The organism is Paenibacillus sp. CH40 (genome assembly GCF_024213605.1).
Taxonomy (GTDB): Bacteria; Bacillota; Bacilli; order Paenibacillales; family Paenibacillaceae; genus Paenibacillus; species Paenibacillus polymyxa_B.
Genome location: NZ_JANAVQ010000001.1, coordinates 354,686 through 375,057 on the forward strand (window position 1 = coordinate 354,686; position 20,372 = coordinate 375,057).

Genomic DNA, 20,372 nt, shown 5'->3' on the forward strand with positions numbered 1-20,372 from the left:
AAGATGAATATATTTGTAAGCGTAATCATAGTAAAAATGGGGAGGGGAGTATCTTTTGATGAAACAAGAATACATAGAAAAAATATTACCTACGAAATTAAAAAGGTTCGGGATCACATGGCTCAGTGCCATACTGGTGCTTTCAGTTGGAGGACCGGGAGGGTTGTCCAGTGGAAAAGCTTCGGCAGAGCCTGCATCTTTTGCAGGAAAAGAGGTGCAACCTTCACCCGTAACTGTAGGGGCAAGTGTATATGCAGATGTCTATTTTCCTAAAAAGCTTCGCATCCACGATGTACAGGGGGCAGCACACCGTTCTCCATATGAGGGACAAAAAGTAGCGGATATTGAAGGCGTTGTCACGATGGTGAAGGGGAGCAGTTTCTATATCCAAGAGTTGGATGCTCAAGTGGATCAGGATGAAAAAACATCCGAGGCCATTTTAGTGTACAAGCCTAGTCACGGTGCACAGGTAGGGGATGAGGTAAGGGTTAGCGGTTCGGTAAAGGAATACACGGAAAAAACATATGCAAGCAAGCCAATCGACTTGACGACCACAGAAATTGTGGCTTCTTCGGTTAAGGTAATTGCCAATGACCGTCCATTGCCAGCTCCAATTTTGCTAGGTGAACAGGGGCGTGTGATGCCGACATCTATTGTGGATCATGACGGAATGACGGTGTTTGATCCACAGGAGGATGGCTTGGACTTTTTCGAAAGCCTGGAAGGCATGCGTGTAGAGTTGAAGGATGCCACTGTAATTGGTCCTTATGGCTATGAAATTCCAGTCCGAATTGATAACGGTCCAAACACAGGTGAGGTTGTAACGGAGGCAGGCGGACTCATGCTGACAGAAAGAAGTCTGAACCCGCAACGGATTCTGATTGATGCGAAGCCTTCGACACCGTTGAAAACAGGCGATCGTTTTGCGGGTTCTATCACAGGTGTGGTGAGCTATAGCTTTAGCAATTATAAGCTGCTGCCTGAGCGTATGCCGGATGTTGTACCTGGCGGCCTCCAGCCAGCCAACACGCGTTTGATAGGGGATGATCGTAAGCTGACAGTAGCTTCTTTTAATGTGGAAAACTTCGATCCCGGTGATGGAAAACGGATAGATCAGCTGGGGCAGGCTATCGCTGTAAATTTGAATCATCCGGATATCATAGGATTGCTGGAAGTGCAGGATAATAACGGTGAGAAAGATAATGGCACCACAGACGCTTCCGAAAGCTTCCGTGTGCTCATAGAGGCGATTCGTGCTCATGGAGGCCCGGAATACAATTTTACAGATATTGGCCCTGAAAATAATAAGGATGGCGGTGCCCCCGGTGGCAACATCCGTGTTGGCTTCTTGTACAATCCGCAACGTGTTACGCTGACCGACAAGCCCAAGGGGGATTCAGTTACGTCTGTCACTTATGGAGTGCAGGGACTTTCCCTCAACCCGGGTCGGATTGATCCCCTGAATGCATCATTTGAAGACTCGCGCAAGCCGTTGGCCGCTGAATTTGAGTTTGAAGGCCAGCAGGTGATTGTGGTCGCTAACCATTTTAATTCCAAAGGGGGCGATCAAGCGCCGTTTGGAGGAATTCAACCACCTGTGCGAAGCAGCGAAATACAGCGTGCGAAGATTGCAACGATTGTGAATGGCTTTGTAAAGTCGGTACTGCAAGTAAACCCTAAGGCCAATATAGTGGTGCTCGGTGACCTGAATGATTTTCAATTTTCGGAAACGCTGGCTTTGCTACGGGGGCAGGAATTGACCAATCTGATTGACCATTTGGATGAAAAGGAACGGTACTCTTATATTTATGAAGGTAATTCGCAAACATTGGATCATATACTGGTCAGCCCGTCACTGAGCCAAACATCCGTGCTGGATATCGTTCATATGAATGCAGACTTTAGTGCGGCGGACGGGCGGGTCAGTGATCATGATCCGTTGGTTGCGCAAATAGATGTGCCGCGCGAAACGGAAGAACCACCGACAGATGGTGGGAATGGCCGAAATGACGATGATGAGGAGGATCAGCAGGATAACGAGGGAAACGCCAACGTTGGAAATGGCAGTAGCGGTAACGTGAATGGAACGGTAAATGGGCAGGGTCATCCCGCCAGTGGTGAACCCAATGGAAGCAGCCTGTCTGGTACAAATGTGGTGCAAGTTAAGTCTGTGATGATCGGAGTGGAGCAAAATGGACTGAAAAAGGTAGTTGCTCAAGTAACAGCTGCTGAAATACAAAAGGCCATTCAAAATGGTGCGAAGGGTACGCTTGTGATCCGTGCAGGGGAGCAAGTAGAAGCGGGGACGTACGAGGTTCATTTAAACGGGGAAGCTTTGGGAGCCGTCTTGAACGACCGTATTCGTACCCTTCGAGTGGAAACGCCACAGGGTGGATATGAAGTAGCAACAAGTCGTTTGTCTCTTCAGAAACTGGCTGATACCTGGCAGGTGCCTGTAAAACAAATTTCTTTGAATTTTTCCATCGCTTCGAACGAAGAGCTGGCTAAACGCTTGGATGTTCCAACAGGGCGCAAACTGTTACAGGCTTTGGATATCGCCGCTGAGCTGAGAAGCGAGGATGGACGGAAACAGCTTTTGGCAGGTAACGGAGACTCTGGTAGAGGGTATGAACGTTATCTGTTACGTGTTCCTGCAATGGTCGATACAGACCAGCTTGCTGTAGTGAAGGTATCATCGACCAACCAAGTCGGACAGCTGTCCTATCAACCCGTTCCTTTTCACACTTCGAGTGAGGAAATAACCGTGTATGGACGTTCGGGAGGGACTTACGCTGTGCTTGATGGCGGGTCTTCTGGTGAAGTCAGATCGTTCATGGATATATCCGGCCATTGGGCGCAGCAGGACATTACACGGCTGGCGACTCGCCTGCTTGTGACGGGGACCCATTCAACAGCGTCTACAGCTAGTGCGACTCGTGAAAGGGACTTAGCGAACGTGCATTTTGAGCCTGAAGGCCAGGTACGACGCTCTGAACTGGCAGCGATGCTGGTTCGTGTGCTTGGACTGGAGCGTACAGATCGCACGCTGACGAGCTTTGAAGACGTTCAACCCGAATCGTGGTATGCGGCTTCCGTACGTACCGCAGCAACAGCTGGGCTGATCAACGGCTATACTGACGGAAGCTTCCGTCCTGATACCCCGGTATCGAGGGAGGAACTGGCTGTGATCATAGAGAGAGCCTTGCGCTTCGCTGGGAACACAGAAGAAAAAACAAGAGAAGTGAGTGAAAGTATATCCGTATCATTGTCGGATGCGCAGGAGATTTCTACATGGGCAGCTCCGGCTGTGAAGAATTTGTCTGGACTAGGCATTCTGAGGGGAGACGAGAAAGGCCGTTTTGGCCCGGCTACATCCGTGACGAGGGCAGAAGCTGCGGCTGTATTATCTCGCACGCTGGATAAGCTTCATTGGGAATAGGAGATTTCCCTATACAAATGTCAGATTGATTGACTTTATACGATAGTTAAGTTATCTTTTGTGGAGAGGTAGTATGATAAAGTAAAATGAATGACGAATGAAGAGGTGAAATGTCGTGGGAGTAAAAGCTAAACAAATTTTTGTGAATTTGCCAGTTAAAAATCTGCAACAGTCCATTGATTTTTTCACTACCATCGGATTTGAATTCAGTGCTCAGTTCACTGATGAACATGCAACCTGTATGGTTGTTAGTGAGCATATTTTTGTCATGTTATTGGTTGAAGAACGTTTTAAAGCGTTCACGACAAAGGAAATTTCAGATGCCACAAAAAGCACAGAAGCAATTGTTGCCTTATCGGTGGAGAGCCGAGAAAAGGTAGACGAGATCGTCCACAAGGCTTTGGAAGCGGGCGGCAAGCCCTCAAACGAACCTCAAGATCATGGTTTTATGTATGGATGGAGCTTTCAGGATTTGGATGGTCATCTGTGGGAGTTCTTTTATATGGCAGAGCAGTAATGGAAATGAGAATGATGAAGTAAGCGAAGTATTATGGAAAGTAAACTATCCTAAAAAGATAGTTTGCTTTCTTTATTGTATATTATCGAACTCATCGGGAGGAATCACAATGTCTAACGAAATGAGAGTCTACCCTGTTCAGGCTTTGGATGAAGCCCTGGTAGATTCGCTAAGTCGACTGTTAATCGACGTGGTTGCAGACGGTGCATCTATAGGTTTCTTACCCCCATTAGGTTATCAGGAAGCAGCAACTTATTGGAACAATGTACTTGAGGACGGCGTAGTTCTGTGGATTGCCGAGAAGGACGGAGTACCTGTAGGGACGGTCCAGCTTCATTTGGCTCAAAAAGCTAACGCTATTCATCGTGCGGAAATTGCAAAGCTTATGGTACATCCGTCCGGTCGCAGGCTGGGGATCGCACGACAGTTAATGAAGGCAGCGGAAGAAGAGGCACTAAGTCAGGATAGAACGTTACTGGTGCTAGATACGCGGGTGGGTGATCCCTCCAATGGACTATACGAGTCGATCGGGTTCGTAGAAGCTGGTGTTATTCCAGGGTATGCTCAATCAGCCGATGGTCAGCTTCATGCCACTCGATATTATTATAAGCCATTAAATCCGTATTCAAGTCATAGCTGAGCATTTACCGAATAAGTGTGGTATATACGGGTAATCATAACTTGTCATAGGATTACATAGCTTTTTCCGCGTTTATTCAACTGGAAAAGCACGGGAATAGAAACGTATAATGAAGAGGGGGATCAGAGAAGGTCTTTTTATGTCAATTTGGCTGTACTGAATTGAAGAACGTAGCAAACACAGCGGAGGAATCAGAGAATATGAGGTTGGAGCATGATTTTTTAGGTACCAAGGAAGTGCCATCAGATGCCTATTATGGTGTACAAACGTTGAGGGCAAAAGAAAATTTTCCAATTACAGGCCAAAAACTGCACCCTGAGTTGATTAAAGCCATGGCGATTGTAAAAAAGGGAGCAGCGACGGTAAATATGGAACTAACCCGTTTACACCGCCCCAAAGCAGAGGCCATTATTCAGGCTGCTGATGAGATTATACAAGGACAGTTGCATGATCATTTCATCGTCGATCCGATTCAGGGCGGCGCAGGCACATCCATTAATATGAATACAAATGAAGTGATTGCGAACCGCGCGTTGGAGCTGATTGGCAAGCAGCGCGGAGATTATCAGGAGATCAGTCCTAATAATCATGTTAATATGGCGCAATCGACGAACGATGCTTTTCCTACAGCCGTACACTTGGCTGTATTAAGTATGATTGATAAGCTGTTAGCTACCATGAGTGAGCTTCAGGAAGCATTCTCCCGCAAGGCAAATGAGTTTGATAGTGTGATTAAAATGGGGCGAACTCACTTGCAGGATGCAGTGCCGATTCGATTAGGGCAGGAGTTTCAGGCTTATGCGCGTGTGCTGGGTCGTGATATCGGACGCGTCCGTGCGACCAAGCAGCACCTGCTAACGATTAATATGGGTGCAACTGCGGTGGGTACTGGCCTGAACGCAGACCGTCGTTATATTCAGCGTGTCGCAGAGGTACTGGCAGACGTCAGTGGCTTCCCTGTGGAAGCTGACGAAAATCTTGTAGATGCTACACAAAATACGGATGCTTATACTGAAGTGTCTGCCGCCTTGAAAATTTGTATGATGAATATGTCTAAGGTGGCAAATGACATCCGTTTGATGGCTTCCGGACCACGTGCGGGTCTGGGGGAACTGAGTCTGCCTGCCCGCCAGCCAGGGTCATCCATTATGCCGGGCAAGGTAAATCCGGTGATGTGTGAGGTCATTAACCAAATTGCTTTTCAGGTCATTGGTAATGATCATACAATCTGCTTGGCTTCAGAGGCTGGTCAGCTCGAGCTGAATGTAATGGAGCCCGTACTGGTGTACAACCTACTGCAATCGCTGGAAATTATGAAGCAGGGCTTCCACGTCTTCCGCATTCATTGTGTAGAAGGAATTGAAGCGAATGTGGAGCGTTGTCGTGAATATGTAGAGAACAGTGTAGGCATTATTACAGCGCTTAATCCGCACCTTGGATATGAGGTGGTATCACGCATTGCTCGCGAAGCAATTACGACTGGGAAATCGGTGCGCGAGCTGTGCTTGCTGTACAATGTACTGACCGAGGAGGAGCTGGACATTATATTAGACCCGTACCAAATGACTCAGCCTGGTATTGCCGGAGAATCTTTGCTGAATCGCGAATAATGATGCGGAGTATGGAGTTTAGACAGCTTTGAGGCAAGACGAAGATAGCCCCGTCGAATCTGGCGGGGCTATTGTTATGTGATAACCCAGATGTAATACGGGAGCCAGCCTGCATAGGGGAGTTCCCTGTTAAGGATGATACGGCTACGCTTATGGTAGAAAAGGGGGAGTTGGATGTTGCTAGAGAAATTATTGGCATACAAGGAATTAGGAATAGGACTCATTGTACTTTTAGTGTTGTTTGCGCTCATCATCAGAGGATTGATACGTGGTCGCAGAAATCGGATTTTACGTGATCTGGACCCACGTAAAATTGGAATTCAGGATATAGATCGTATGGAGGATGGTTCGGAATTTGAGCTTTATTTGCAGCGGTTATTATCCGCGCTTGGCTATAAGGACATCTATAAAACAACCAGTAGCCGGGATTTTGGAGCGGATCTGGTTTTTACAGACCGTGAAGGCGTCAGAGTTGTCATACAGGCCAAACGTTATGGGGTACAACATCCGGTAGGTTTGGGCGCGGTGCAGGAAATTTATACCTCCATGCGTTATTATGCGGCCGACAAGTCTGTCGTCATCACCTCCGGCCGTTATACGGAATCCTGTAAAACACTTGCTGCTGTCAACGGGGTTAAATTATTAGACCGCAACGACTTGATCGACATGATTAATTTATTCAAGACGAAACGCCGCGAGGAAGTCATGGATCTCATAGAAAGTAAAACCGAAGTGATTGCTTCCAAATGGAGTGAAAGTAAATAAGATTGGGGACTGATTGTTAGGCGATGTTATTCAAGCCTGGTGGTCAGTCCCTTCTATTTTTTCATAATAAAATAGAAGAACTGAGTTTACAGAAATTATTATGAAAAAATATGCTTTTATAACCGATATAAAGATGTTGGGGATTTCCAAATTATGCTGAGGTGATATGTCATGAAGAAGCGAGCTGTATTATTAAATTTTAGGTGGATTCCCATTGTCACAATCCTTGCATTATTGCTAAGTGCATGTGGGCAATCGGCAGCACAAACCAAGGCTCAGCCCATTAAGGTGGGAATCGTACTGTCAGATATTGGTCTGGGTGACCAATCTTACAGCGACGCTGCTTTCCGAGGTTTGGTCAAAGCACGGGATGAGGGGAAAATTGTTTTTGAATACCGAGAAATAACGGAGACCAAGACGTATGATGCGGCTTTTGAACAGCTTGCTGAGGAAAAGGCTGATTTAATCATTGGGCTGGGTTACATGGTGAAGGACAGTTTGGAATCCATTGCTAAAAAATATCCAGACCGTAAATTTTTAATCGTGGATGAGAAATCAGATTTACCGAATGTGGCCTCTATTAGCTTCAAAGCAGAAGAGGGCAGTTTTATGGCTGGAGTCGTTGCGGGTTTGACGAGTCGCACCGAACAGGTGGGTTTTCTCGGAGGTGCGGAATCTCCTCTGTTGAAAAAATTTGAAATTGGGTATCGCGCAGGGGTGCAATCAGTCAAGCCTAATGCCAAAGTTACTGCAACGTATGCAGGAGATTTTGGAAAGCCGGAACTGGGTACGGAAATTGCAGATGACATGATTAATCAGGATCAGATTGATGTCATCTTTGCAGCCGCAGGTCTTACGGGCGTAGGTGCGCTGCAGGAAGCGCAAAAGCAGCATAAATTCGCCATCGGGGTCGATAGCGACCAGTTTTTTATTGCGGAAAAAGCGGTAGTGACCTCGATGTTTAAAAATGTAGACATTGCAATTTATACAGCAGTCAAAGGATTTGCAGATCATCAAAGAAAATTTACGGAGAAGGATATGGTGTTTGGTCTTGCGGAAGATGGTGTAGGTTTGGCGCCTATTCGTGTCGTGACACTGAGTCCGGATCAGCAAAAGTTGTTGGATGATTTAAAGGAAAAGATCAAATCCGGCACACGGACTGTTCCCACCCAATAAATTTTCGCAAACGGAGGATGAAAGCTGATGAAACTGCAAGGTAAACTGGTGCTGAACGCGATGATTTCCTTGATCGCTTGCCTGGCTTTAGTGGCTTATATCATTTTTGAATTAATTCGTATTAACTCGCAAAGTAGTAATCTGGTTCCGGCTATGTTGAATGTACAGCAGCTCAATGCCTATTTGATTCAGTCAGGGCAGGCACTGCAAAATTATTCAGCTTCCATGACGGAGAGCAACAAAGCCGATGTGCAAAATCAACTGACTCAGTCTGAAAAGACGATTGCATTGCTTTCACAGGGTATGATGCAAACCGAAGCGCAGCAAAAGCGACTGAATACGATTAAAACAAAATTCAGCCAATTGAAAGTAGCAACGGAGAAAGCCATGAGTACCCAAAACAGCCCGGAGTCCAAGCGGGAGGCCATGCGTGCCCAAGGGATTCAGAACGATGTATTTATGCTGGATCTGCTGACCAAGGCACGTTATGACCAATACACAGAAGATTTGACCAAGAGCATTCGTTTTACATGGCAATTGGCCTTGGCAGGTGCAGTTATACTTCTGGTGGCGGTTGGGCTATATAATACATATACCTCCAGGCAGCTTGCCCTTAGAACACGCAAGTTAACGGATGCCGCAAAGCAAATTGCTGAGGGGAATCTGACAGTGCAGCTTGCCCAAACCAAGGGACGCGATGAGCTGGACGAGCTTAATGAATCTTTCCGGTTGATGATCGGGAACTTGCGCAGCATTGTACTCTCCATTGATCAGGCGGGTAATCGTGTCGATCTGATGGCTCGGGATATTGATCAGCATAATGAGGCCATGAAGGAAATTGTGACACAAGTCAGCACGTCAACAGAGGAACTGGCAATAGGCAGTCAGAAAATTGCTGAGGATCTGTCGTCGACAGTTGGCGTTGTGGACGAGATGCAGCAGAAGTTTGAATCGAATCTACTGGAGACCACACAATCGACCGCGTATAGTGAGGATGCTTTGCGTGTCATTGAGCAGGGTACGCGGGTCATGAGCGATCAACTGCGTATCGTTGCAGAAAATCGTTCAGCCATGTCCGAAGTGGAGCAGACGGTCAAGGAGCTGGAGGCTAATGCAGCCGAGATTACAACCATGACTGGATACGTATCCGAAATTGCCAGCCAAACATCGCTGTTGTCCTTGAATGCTTCTATTGAGGCTGCACGTGCAGGTGAAGCAGGAAAAGGTTTTGCTGTTGTTGCCAATGAAGTGAAAAAGCTGGCGAATCAATCAGAGTCTGCTGTAAAGAAAATTTATACTGCTGTTGACAGTATCACTCAGGCTATGGATAAGGTGAAGACTTCTGTGGCGCAAAGTCAGGAGCTGTTCCGTGAGCAGGAGAAGGCAACCTCCTCGACTGGAGAATCGTTTACAGAGATTAGTGGCAAAGTGCAGCAAATTGCCAGCCAAGTCAGCAAGCTATCAACGGACATGAATGTATCGCGAGAACTGAGCGTACAGGTGCAGCAAGCTATTGAAAATATCAGCGCAATCACTCAGCAGTCCGCCGCAGGCAGTGAAGAGATTACGGCTTCCACAGTGGAGCAGAAGCGTTCATTTGAGGAATCGGCTGAGAAGGTAAAAGAGCTTCGTCAGATTCGCGAAGAGATGCAGCGGGAGCTGGATCGTTTTCAGGTGGAATAGACTAGCTAAAACCTGTGCAGCGAGTATCTGTTTTTGCTGAATAATGATACAAGCAGTGCCAAAGAAGGAGTTCTACCTTGTACAGTACAGGGAGGCTTCTTCTTTTTTATATGAATCCTTATATTAAGTTTGATATACATAGGCAGGGAATTCCAACTCTTACGTCAAATAGATTTAGGGAGAATATGTCACCACGTATATTGGCAAGAGGAAGATGGACAACGAAGTCCGGAAGGATGAAGTTACGGGAATGTTGCGACTTAAGCTTCGATTGATATTGAAAAATAAACAGACAAGATTGATTCTACTGCTCACTCTGTGCGTGTCGCTTGTAATTAGCGTGATCGGCTTGCTATCGTATTCACGATACCGTGAAGGTTTGGATACCGAGCTGAACACACCCAATATAGAATTGCTGCAAATCAATCTGGATGTGACCAATCGGGCTTTTCGTGAGTCTGATAACAAGGCGCTGGACGCAGCATATCATCCAGACGTAGAGGCCTTTGTACGTGTCCAAACAGATGGGGAATCGCTGGAAGACAAGGCCTCCGTCATAGATCGGCTTCACAAATACTTGAAAACCCTTTCTTCGCACGAAGAAATTTACTCGGTTGAAGTTATTTCTTTGGACAATCATGCTCTCGTATCCAGCAATTATGGTTACAGGCCTGATTGGAAGCAGGCACCGGATACCACATGGGTTCCCTGGATTCAGGACATTCAAAAAAAGCCGTTGTTGATTAAGCGGCGATGGTACGGCACCGATCGTGAGCAGGGGGCGGTAGAGCTGCTTTCACTGGCCAGGCCCATAGTAGAGGATGGTCAGGTCATGGGTGCGGTGCTAATCAATCTGGATTATGACCGTTTTTTCTCCAAACTATATATTCATTTATCCAACTCGCAATACGTGTATGATCTGGAGGGCGAGTTGATCTATCCCAAGCTGAGATCGTCCTTACCCTTAAATGATATGGGCAGGATTTTAAAAGAACTGGATGTGAGTCCCTATGCTTATGTGGAGATAGGGGACATGGAATATATGGCGAACCAAACCTTTTCTGATGTAACGGGCTGGCGTCTAGTATCGCTCGTTCCGATGGACAAGCTGCTGAAAAATGTAAAGCTGGCGCGCAATATGATGCTGTGGCTGGCCTTTATCTCCATACTGGCTGGGTGCTCAGCAGTTTACTATTATAATTATGCAGCTTTTCGTCCCATGAAAAAAATTAATAGCCTATTGAATTCGGGCAATAAGGGAACGCGCCAAGGAGGATTGTATGACCTGGAACCTGTGATTAGCAAACTGGTTGGAGAGTTTCACCGCAAATCATTGGTGGTAGAGCGAAGCCTGCCGGAGCTGCGTTCCAAATATATGGAAGATGTCATCCAGCGTAGAATGGGCATACAGGAAATGCGTATGAAATGGGAACAGTATTTTTCCGATTGGGACGGCCATTCTTTGTTTGTCATGGTCGTGTCCATTGACCGGTATTCTGCGTGGGCCGCAAGCTTTCCAGAAGAAGATAAAATGCTGCTCAAGTATGCGCTGAACAATATTTTGCTAGAGATGCTCGAACCTCACTGGAAAGCAGTATGCTCGCCGGAGGAGGAAAGTGGTTTTATTGTGCTGTTACAGTTCAGCGAGAGTTCGAATGAAGTTGGTACAGAGACTGACCTCCAAGAGAGCATTTTGCTTCAGAAAAGCGTGGATAGGCTGATTCAGGTTGTCGGTGAGTATCTTCCTTTGACCATTTCTATAGGAATTGGCCATATGGTCACGGATATTCGAGAGGCACGGGCGTCTTTTATAAAAGGAAAAGAGGCCCTTAATTTGCGTTTGTATGAGGGGTATGGACGTTCATATACGAATATAGACAGCAGTATAAGTGTGAAAAAGGATAATACGGTAGATGAACAGTCAAAGGAGCAGATTCAGGATTCAACATTGCTGGACAATCGGCGTGTGGAAATGATTCGTGCCCTGGAGTCACAGGAACCTGGTGCAAGTGTAAAGCTAATCAGCCACTGGGTAGAAGAACTTCGACTCCACAGAACATCCCCAGCTCAGGTCTACTTGTTTGTTCATGAATTGCTGGAAGATTTGCTAAAATGGTGTGCCACTCAGAGTGTGACACCGCCGGATCAGCTTGCTGATTACCACTGGAATCAGATTCTGACGCTAGACCTTCAAGACATGGAGGTATTGCTGGTCATTATGTTGACTGATATTGAAGAAAAATGGAATGGACGCATCCAGTCCAAAGATTTTGTGCGTGTACAAGAGATGATCGAGTATATGGAACATCATTTACATTTGAACATCGGGCTTCAGGAAATTGCGGATCATGTTCACATGAGCGTGTCCTCAGTGAGTAGCATGTTCAAGGAAGAAACGGGGACCACCGTTTACGATTATTTGACTGGATTACGCGTAAAAAAGGCATGCACATTACTAAGTGAAACCCATTTGAAAATCGGTGAAATTGCAGAACAGGTCGGATACCGAAATGAGAACAGCTTTATCCGGGTATTCCGCAAGCACAAACAAGTGACCCCAGGGAAATTCAGACAAATCAGCAAATCTTCCAATGAATATGCAGATCGGTCAAAAGGTTGATACTTTGGCGAAATAGAAGATAAATACGAAGATTAAGCGATAGCTGTAGTCCTCCACGTTGCGGTACATTGACTTCATGTAAACGCAAATAACAAGACCGAAAACGTTGGAGGTGAAAACGGGCGCATGACGGGCCCAGTTCATTTTTAGAGAAGAGGAAACGTAATGAAGAAAAAGCCATGGCAAAAATATGTGCTGGTTGCGGCGGGAGTAGCTATGCTTTCTGCCTTGAGTATCAGTGAATATGTGGATCACCACACCTTGCAGGATCACAGCCGTATATTTCCTACGAAGCCAATAACACTCGTCGTTCCTTATGCAGCCGGAGGCGGTACAGATATTACCGCGAGAGCGTTGGCGAAAGCCGCCGAAAAGCATCTCGGTCAGCCGATCATCGTCGTTAATCGAACGGGAGGAGGCGGTTCTGTCGGGCTAATGGAAGGGGCTGAGGCGCAGGCGGATGGTTATACCGTAACGTATCTGGTCGCTGAGCTGACTACGTTGCCTCATTTGGGACTGCTACCGCTCACCTATGAGCGATTTAAGCCGCTGCTTCAAACCAATATGGACCCTTCCGCCATTACGGTCCGGGCGGATGCACCATGGAAGACAGCGGAGGCATTTCTGGAGGATGCTGGGGCCCATCCCGGTAAGCTCAAAATGGGGAATGCAGGCACAGGGAGCATATGGCACCTTGCTGCCGCGATGCTGGAGCAGAAAAGCGGAGTTCGCTTTACCCATATCCCTTATGAGGGAGCAGGCCCAGCCGTCTCCGCTTTAATGAGCGGATTTGTGGATGCTGTACCCGTCAGTCCCGCAGAAGTGAAGAAATACGTGGACGAAGGGAAACTTCGCATACTGGCGATCCAGGCAGACACTATTTCGGAAGCGTTTCCAAAAGTGCCGACACTACAGCAATCCACTGGGCTACGTGTACATTTTATCGGCACTTGGAGAGGGCTGGCTGTACCCAAGGATACACCGGATGAAGTTGCTCAAACGCTGACGGATGCACTGATCAAGGGGACGAAAGACGAGGAATTCAGGGAGGAAATGCGTAAGCATGGGTTGGGATTGCGTGTACAGGATGCAGAAGCATTCGCGCGGCAACTGAAGGAGAGCCACGATACCTTCGCGAGACTGATTCCCGAGCTCGGCTTGAGCCGCAAGTAACACGGCCTTGTTTTTGCATTGGCAAAAACGAAAGGGTTGAACGAAGTTATGAAAATCAAACAAAACATTGATAAAATTCCAGGGGGCATTATGCTGGTGCCGCTGTTTATTGGCGCACTTTTTCATACATTTACTCCATGGGCAGGCGACTATTTTGGATCTTTTACCAAGGGGCTGATGACAGGTACGGTACCCATCTTGGCAGTGTGGTTTTTTTGTATGGGTGCTTCTATAGATGTGCGAGCGACGGGTACTGTATTGCGTAAATCAGGAACGCTCGTATTGACTAAAATCGCGGTCGCGTGGGTAGTGGCGATCATTGCATCCAGATTGCTGCCTGTTGGTGGTATAGAAAGTGGGCTATTTGCAGGTTTGTCGGTGCTGGCGCTGATCTCGGCTATGGATATGACGAACGGCGGGTTATACGCCTCTATTATGCAGCAGTATGGCTCCAAGGAAGAGGCAGGAGCATTTGTACTGATGTCACTGGAATCGGGTCCGTTGGTGACCATGATTATTTTGGGTAGCACCGGGCTGGCCGTTTTTGAACCGCAAACATTTGTGGGAGCGGTATTACCATTTTTGGTCGGATTTATGTTGGGCAATCTGGATCATGATTTCCGAAAATATTTTGGGAACGCAACGCAAGCTTTGATTCCATTTTTCGGTTTTGCACTTGGTTGTTCCATTGACCTGAGTGTCATTGTCCAGACAGGTATGCTTGGTATTTTATTGGGCATTTTTGTCATTATCGTTACAGGTATTCCACTGATTTTGGCGGACAAATATATCGGTGGTGGCAACGGAACAGCAGGAATTGCAGCCTCCAGTACAGCAGGTGCAGCAGTAGCCAATCCAGTCATTGTCGCCAACATCAAGCCTGAGTTTCTGCCTGTAGCGCAATCTGCAACGGCCTTAGTTGCTGCTTCGGTCATTGTGACCTCGATTTTAGTACCTATTCTGACGGCATACTGGGCCAATTATATGAAGCGTAAGGGGAAATCCCAAGGAGCAGGGCCTGTAAAACCAGGTGTGAATTTGCCTAAATAAAGTTTGGATGAATGATGGCTCGACTTATGGACCTTTCCATTACCCGGGAAATGCTGTTACAGTTATATCTTTAATCCTAAGATTACAAAACTTGTCCTAAAACGCTTCTGCAAACATACATATGTAAGCAGAGGAGCGTGATGGGATTGGAAAACAAGGTGCGTCGCTACTACCAGTTAAAGCAAAAGCAAAAAGAAATTGAAGGTGAACTGACTGATTTGCGTAATGACATTACCGCACATTGTGCACAGCAGGAAGTGTCAGATTGGGAAATTGGCAACTACCGAGTCAAGATTATACAGCAGCACCGCAAGGAATACGATCATACAAAGCTGTATGATTCACTGCCTGATCCGCAGCTATGGCGCTTGTTTTCCAAGCCGGATACGTCGAAGATTGCCAGTTTGCTTAAGCTCAAGGTCATCGCAGAGGAGCAAATAAAAGATGCCGTTTCTCTTAAAACGGTGACGCTATTACAGGTGGATAAAAAATAAATAAAAAGAGCTGTCCCCGTTTTCGGAGCCAGCTCTTTTTATTGTCTGTTGTTACTAGTCTTCCACCTTCACGCTCAATGAGCTATTTATCAGACAAACTCTTTCCCACTCCTTTGAGAAAATGAATGCCAAATCCCATTGCCCGGTTTACATCTGGATCATTCATCGCCTTCATAAGATCGCGCAGACGAGTCTTTTTATTCTGCTTTAGATGTTTATCGGCTTCGTTCAGGCCATTAGTAACGCTGTTTGCCAGCTTTTTCATCAGCTCGGGGTCTACCTCAGACAGCATCCCTGCTGCTCCCATGAGATTATTGATGATGTTCGTCACAGGCTTACGCGTCGCTTGTCCTACAGCGATTTTGGCGATGCTTTCTTTAGCCTTTAGCATAGACTGAGCTGCTTCGAGAAGACCACTATCGTGCAGTTCACGTACGATTTCAAGTGTCTTCTGCAATGCCGCCCCATTGTCCGCCAGATCAGCAGTAAGCTGATCCAGCGATTGTTTTTGCCGTTCTTCTTCTGTCAAAATGCGTTTTCTCACAATTGAAATAGGCTTAGCCACGGCTTGACCTCCTTATTTTTGATCCACTAAATCGACGTAACCGGGACGATTCCACTTACGGTCCACTTCAACCCCATTTTGCGGATGACGCTTTTTGTAACGCGGATTGATACGTGGTAGTGGATTTTGACCGTCTACTTCCAAAATTTGCATCCGTACTTTGGCTTGTTTATAGGCCGGTGTACGGGTGACCACATCGAACGCTCCACCAGTTAACAGATTGACCGCACCATCATGGCTGGTAGAGTGCATCGGCACATAAATTTCAGTTCCCTGCACCCGGTCTGTAACCAGAACGCGTAGCTTGACCGCACCATAAGGGGATTCCAATCGAACTAGCGATCCATTATGGATTCCGCGCTCTTCAGCCAATTCAGGTGACACTTCTACAAATACTTTTGGAAGTTTGAGCTGAATACCCGCTGATTTGGTTGTCATATTTCCTTCATGAAACTGTTCGAGCAGTCGACCATTATTTAAGGTCAGATCGAATTCAACGGGGTACTCTTTCGGTGGCACATATTCGAAAAGTCCCAAACGCGCTTTTTTATCTGGAAAGTTAAAGCCGTTGGTGTGCAGTAGCGGTGTATTGCTACCATCCGGCGATCCCCAGTGGAAGCTGTTCCAGCCTTCCAATACGTCATAATTACATTGGGAGAAAAATGGAGTGAGCGACGCCATTTCCTCAAAAATTTCACTTGGATGGCTGTAATCCCAATCAAATCCCATGTGCTTGGCAAATTGGCTGAAAATCCACCAATCCGGTTTACTGTCTCCCATAGGGCGGAGTGCTTCATATAAACGCTGGACACGACGTTCGGTGTTCGTAAAGGTTCCGTCTTTTTCGAGTGAAGGTACGGCTGGCAAAATGACATCGGCGAATTCAGCTGTTTTGCTCAGAAATACATCCTGAACGACAAGGAAATCCAAATTCGCCAGCATTTCTTGGGTATGATTGGAGTCGGCATCCACCCATGCCATCTCTTCTCCAGCGATATACATCGCTTTGAGTTTACCTGTTTCAATGGCTTCCAGCATCTGAATGTTGTCTAGTCCGCGTTGACCTGGAATTTGTACGCCGTAGGCCGCTTCGAACTTGGCACGAACGACATCGTTCGTCACGGGCTGATAGCCCGGGAAAATATCCGGCATTGTACCCATATCGGCAGCACCCTGAACATTGTTATGTCCGCGAAGCGGATATGCGCCTGCACCCGGACGCATAAAGTTTCCAGTCACCAGCAGTAGGTTGGCAATTGCAATCGAAGTGTAAGAGCCTGCGATGTTTTGCGTCACACCCATGCCCCAGCAAATGGCAGTGCCGTCGGCTTCGTGAATCATAGTCGCTACCTGAATCAGTGTCTCTTTGGAAATACCAGTTTCCTGTTCGGCAAATTCCAGGGTGAAACGATCTAGCAACTTCAAATATTCAGGATAGAAGTTTACATGCTCTTCAATGAATTTTGCATCATGCCAGTTTTGCTCAATGATGTATTTGGCTACAGCGGATAACCATACATAATCCGTACCTTGCTTCGGACGAATGAACAGATCTGCGCGTTCTGCCATTTCATGCTTGCGCAGGTCGACCGAGATCAACTTTTGACCGTGTAGCTTATGCGCACGTTTGATACGAGTAGCCAGCACGGGATGTCCTTCTCCCGGCGCGCAACCGACCAGCATGACCAAACCTGCTTTGGCAATGTCTTTAATCGTACCGCTGTCCCCACCGATGCCTCCGGTGTATTGCAGCCCCCATGACGCAGGAGATTGGCAATACCGTGAGCAATTATCGACGTTATTCGTTTGGAAGACCTGACGAGCCAACTTTTGCATCAAATAGTTTTCTTCATTGGTAAATTTGGACGAAGAAATAAAGCCGAGTGCCTCACCGCCGTAAGTTTCTTGAATAGCTCCCATTTTGCTGGCCATCAGGCTCAAGGCTTCTTCCCAGGTAGCTTCCACAAATTCGTCACCTTGACGAATTAAAGGGGAGGTCAAACGCTGATCGCTGTTCACAAAATCCCAGCCAAATTTCCCTTTTACGCATGTCGAGATACCGTTAACAGGTCCCTCAGAGGTAGGTTGTACCTTCAAAATTTTGCGGCCTTTGGTCCAAACCTCAAAGCTGCAACCTACACCGCAAAACGTACAGACGGTTTTCGTTTTTTTCGTACGGGTTTCACGCATTGCTGCTTCGACTTCGGAAATAGCAAAAATCCCACTATAGCCCGGCTCCACTTCCTTTATTAAATCCACCATCGGATTTAATAAATCCTTTTTCATGCCACTCATGAAGCCTGCTTCTCCCAGCATGGATTTCTCCATCAAGGCATTGCATGGGCAGACGGTTACACACTGACCGCAGCTGACGCAGGAGGAATCGTTAATCGCAACCCTGTCATCCCATATGACGCGAGGGCGTTCAGCTTCCCAGTCGAGGGACAGCGTTTCATTGACCTGAAGGTTTTGGCATACCTCTACGCATTGGCCGCATGCAATACATTGATTGGGGTCATATCGATAGAAGGGATGAGACATATCTACTTCTGTCGGGTCAACTTTCGGTTGATACGGATATTTTTGATGTTCAATCTCCATAAGCTCTGCTGTATTATGCAAAGTACAATTACCGTTGTTGTTATCGCACACTGTGCAGTAGAGGAGATGATTTTCTAGCAATCGGTCCATAGCCTCGGTTTGAGCTGCTTTCGCGCGATCCGAGTGTAAATGAATATTCATTCCATCCGAAGCCAGTGTTGAGCAGGAACGCATAAGTTTTCCGTCCACTTCCACGATACATGTGTCACAGGTGCGGATCGGATCGACTTCGGGAACGTAACACAGCTGGGGATGGGCGATGTTGTTTTCGTTAATCACTTCAAGAATCGTTGCGCTGTTCTTCGTTTTCAGTTCCTGTCCGTTTAATGTAATTTTGATCGTACTATCAGTCACGGTTCAGGCTCCTTTCAGATTTTAAATTTAAAAATTAGGAATAAAAAAACTCCACCATAAACACAAGTGCTGAAACACGAGCACTTGTGTTTATGGTGGAGTAGTGACCAAGCTCTAGGTCCTGGAGGCCAATCCGCCATTTGAATATGTATTAATAACAAACAGTACGCACCGTCTGTATATCAATAACTTCTGAATAACTTAGATATGTCATTTTCTGCATGTCATCTCGTGTAACTATAACGTAAAATTTAAGATAGTTCAACGGTACATTATTAATTTTTTAATTGATAATGATTATCGTTTGAGAAATCGAAAAATCATTGACAAACGTTCCAGGATTGCTAACAATAGGAATGTAATCTATTTCAGAGCAATCGTAAATGGAGTGTGCGTGGGAACCGCGTATATTTTATTTGTCGCAGCGCTTGTTAGTTTGATTTTTCTATATCACATGAAGTGGGATTCGTAAAATCCTGATGTAGATAAATTAACCGGCATTTAGCAGATTCTTCGATATTCATAAGCGAAGAAGTTGTTGTGATGCCGGTTTTTTGGTTCAGTATAAAATGAATGGAAATACCGTTCCAATTTAGAGTGTAAAGAGTTTTATTAATGAAGACGGATTGAGGTGAACAGGATGGCGAACCGGAGCGACGATCAATGGAATCGTCCGTTACGGGACTTAAGAATATCCGTCATAGACCGATGTAATTTTCGGTGCCGATATTGTATGCCGGAAGAAATATTTGGCCATGACTATCCGTTTTTGCCAAAAGAAAAAATATTGACCTTTGAGGAAATTACGCGCCTTTCCCGTATTTTTGTCTCGCTGGGCGTTACGAAGTTGCGTATTACTGGTGGTGAGCCGTTGCTGAGGAAAAATTTGTCCTTGCTTATTCATTCGTTAACTCAACTCGATGGCGTTGAAGATATTGCAATGACGACAAACGGCGTATTTTTGCCTAAATATGCTGTAGCACTGCGAGAGGCGGGACTGAAGAGAGTGACGGTTAGTCTGGATTCGCTCGATGACGATCGGTTCCGTCAAATGAACGGGGGCAGAAGCAGTGTAAAGGCGGTGCTGGATGGTATTGAGGCTGCGGCTCAAGCAGGGATGCAAGTGAAAATAAATATGGTCGTGCAAAAGGGTTTTAACGATCAGGATATTGTTCCCATGGCTGATTATTTCCAAAAGAAAAAGCATATTTTACGTTTTGTTGAGTTTATGGATGTAGGCAACACCAATGGCTGGAAATTGGATCAGGTCGTTTCCAAGCAGCAGATCATCGAAGCCATTCACGAGCATATGCCGTTAGAACCTGTTCCACCCCAGTACAAAGGTGAGGTGGCGACGCGCTACAGGTATCAGGACAGAGACGGGGAAATCGGCATTATTTCGTCTGTTACGGACGCCTTCTGCTCCACATGTACACGAGCGAGAATTTCTGCTGAAGGCTCCTTGTACACGTGCCTGTTTGCCTCTCAAGGGTACAAGCTTCGCGCGATGCTGCGTTCCGAACAGTCTGATGACGAGATTAAAGCTTACATTGAGCGTGTTTGGAGAGAACGTACCGACCGCTATTCAGAGGAACGACTGAATCATACACAGCAAGCAACGTCTAAAATTGAAATGTCACACATCGGCGGGTGAGCCGAAGAGCCCGCCTGTCAGAAACAAGGGA

14 protein-coding genes are annotated in these 20,372 nt (G+C 46.5%); 12 read left to right on the forward strand and 2 right to left on the reverse strand.

Annotated features, from left to right (window positions below):
• Nucleotides 1-58: 58 nt before the first annotated feature.
• The 11 genes from NLX73_RS01570 (at nucleotide 59) to NLX73_RS01620 (ending at nucleotide 15,167) form a co-directional block, all read left to right on the forward strand.
• Nucleotides 59-3,439, forward strand: a complete 3,381-nt coding sequence (locus NLX73_RS01570; RefSeq protein WP_254325679.1) for an S-layer homology domain-containing protein — start codon at nucleotides 59-61, stop codon at nucleotides 3,437-3,439.
• Between the two features lie 115 nt (nucleotides 3,440-3,554).
• Complete coding sequence (locus NLX73_RS01575; RefSeq protein WP_061829696.1) at nucleotides 3,555-3,956, forward strand: VOC family protein; 402 nt, start codon at nucleotides 3,555-3,557, stop codon at nucleotides 3,954-3,956.
• Nucleotides 3,957-4,065: 109 nt separating this feature from the next.
• Nucleotides 4,066-4,596 carry a GNAT family N-acetyltransferase gene (locus NLX73_RS01580; protein WP_061829697.1) on the forward strand — a complete coding sequence of 177 codons (531 nt, stop codon included), beginning with the start codon at nucleotides 4,066-4,068 and terminating at the stop codon, nucleotides 4,594-4,596.
• A 200-nt stretch (nucleotides 4,597-4,796) separates the two neighbouring features.
• Nucleotides 4,797-6,206, forward strand: a complete 1,410-nt coding sequence (gene aspA, locus NLX73_RS01585) for an aspartate ammonia-lyase (RefSeq protein WP_103049539.1) — start codon at nucleotides 4,797-4,799, stop codon at nucleotides 6,204-6,206.
• A gap of 174 nt (nucleotides 6,207-6,380) precedes the next feature.
• The gene (locus NLX73_RS01590; protein WP_254325205.1) at nucleotides 6,381-6,971 is read left to right on the forward strand and encodes a restriction endonuclease; all 591 of its coding nucleotides are present in this window, start codon (nucleotides 6,381-6,383) and stop codon (nucleotides 6,969-6,971) included.
• A gap of 171 nt (nucleotides 6,972-7,142) precedes the next feature.
• Entirely contained in the window at nucleotides 7,143-8,147 is a 1,005-nt protein-coding gene (locus NLX73_RS01595; RefSeq protein WP_254325206.1) for a BMP family lipoprotein, read from the forward strand.
• Between the two features lie 27 nt (nucleotides 8,148-8,174).
• Nucleotides 8,175-9,830, forward strand: a complete 1,656-nt coding sequence (locus NLX73_RS01600; protein WP_254325207.1) for a methyl-accepting chemotaxis protein — start codon at nucleotides 8,175-8,177, stop codon at nucleotides 9,828-9,830.
• A 214-nt stretch (nucleotides 9,831-10,044) separates the two neighbouring features.
• A complete protein-coding gene (locus tag NLX73_RS01605) occupies nucleotides 10,045-12,450 on the forward strand; it encodes an AraC family transcriptional regulator (protein ID WP_254325208.1) in 2,406 nt (801 codons plus the stop codon).
• 165 nt (nucleotides 12,451-12,615) lie between these two features.
• A complete protein-coding gene (locus tag NLX73_RS01610; RefSeq protein ID WP_250260846.1) occupies nucleotides 12,616-13,623 on the forward strand; it encodes a tripartite tricarboxylate transporter substrate binding protein in 1,008 nt (335 codons plus the stop codon).
• A 48-nt stretch (nucleotides 13,624-13,671) separates the two neighbouring features.
• The gene (kdgT, locus tag NLX73_RS01615; RefSeq protein ID WP_254325209.1) at nucleotides 13,672-14,673 is read left to right on the forward strand and encodes a 2-keto-3-deoxygluconate transporter; all 1,002 of its coding nucleotides are present in this window, start codon (nucleotides 13,672-13,674) and stop codon (nucleotides 14,671-14,673) included.
• A 140-nt stretch (nucleotides 14,674-14,813) separates the two neighbouring features.
• Nucleotides 14,814-15,167, forward strand: coding sequence for a hypothetical protein (locus NLX73_RS01620; RefSeq protein WP_013311244.1), 354 nt, complete (start codon nucleotides 14,814-14,816; stop codon nucleotides 15,165-15,167).
• Between the two features lie 82 nt (nucleotides 15,168-15,249).
• On the opposite strand, the gene NLX73_RS01625 is transcribed toward NLX73_RS01620, so the two are convergent.
• Nucleotides 15,250-15,732 (reverse strand): helical membrane plugin domain-containing protein, encoded by a 483-nt coding sequence (locus NLX73_RS01625; RefSeq protein WP_061829711.1) that lies wholly within the window; start codon nucleotides 15,730-15,732, stop codon nucleotides 15,250-15,252.
• A gap of 12 nt (nucleotides 15,733-15,744) precedes the next feature.
• A complete protein-coding gene (fdhF, locus tag NLX73_RS01630; RefSeq protein ID WP_254325210.1) occupies nucleotides 15,745-18,687 on the reverse strand; it encodes a formate dehydrogenase subunit alpha in 2,943 nt (980 codons plus the stop codon).
• 640 nt (nucleotides 18,688-19,327) lie between these two features.
• On the opposite strand from fdhF, the gene moaA reads away from it, so the two are divergent.
• Nucleotides 19,328-20,341, forward strand: a complete 1,014-nt coding sequence (moaA, locus tag NLX73_RS01635; protein ID WP_254325211.1) for a GTP 3',8-cyclase MoaA — start codon at nucleotides 19,328-19,330, stop codon at nucleotides 20,339-20,341.
• Nucleotides 20,342-20,372: the final 31 nt, after the last annotated feature.

Coding starts and splice junctions, on each gene's coding strand:
- NLX73_RS01580 (WP_061829697.1), top strand. CDS start 4,066: ATGTCTAACGAAATGAGAGTCTACCCTGTTCAGGCTTTGGATGAAGCC.
- NLX73_RS01605 (WP_254325208.1), top strand. CDS start 10,045: ATGGACAACGAAGTCCGGAAGGATGAAGTTACGGGAATGTTGCGACTT.
- kdgT (WP_254325209.1), top strand. CDS start 13,672: ATGAAAATCAAACAAAACATTGATAAAATTCCAGGGGGCATTATGCTG.
- NLX73_RS01570 (WP_254325679.1), top strand. CDS start 59: ATGAAACAAGAATACATAGAAAAAATATTACCTACGAAATTAAAAAGG.
- NLX73_RS01595 (WP_254325206.1), top strand. CDS start 7,143: ATGAAGAAGCGAGCTGTATTATTAAATTTTAGGTGGATTCCCATTGTC.
- NLX73_RS01620 (WP_013311244.1), top strand. CDS start 14,814: ATGGGATTGGAAAACAAGGTGCGTCGCTACTACCAGTTAAAGCAAAAG.
- NLX73_RS01600 (WP_254325207.1), top strand. CDS start 8,175: ATGAAACTGCAAGGTAAACTGGTGCTGAACGCGATGATTTCCTTGATC.
- moaA (WP_254325211.1), top strand. CDS start 19,328: ATGGCGAACCGGAGCGACGATCAATGGAATCGTCCGTTACGGGACTTA.
- aspA (WP_103049539.1), top strand. CDS start 4,797: ATGAGGTTGGAGCATGATTTTTTAGGTACCAAGGAAGTGCCATCAGAT.
- NLX73_RS01590 (WP_254325205.1), top strand. CDS start 6,381: ATGTTGCTAGAGAAATTATTGGCATACAAGGAATTAGGAATAGGACTC.
- NLX73_RS01610 (WP_250260846.1), top strand. CDS start 12,616: ATGAAGAAAAAGCCATGGCAAAAATATGTGCTGGTTGCGGCGGGAGTA.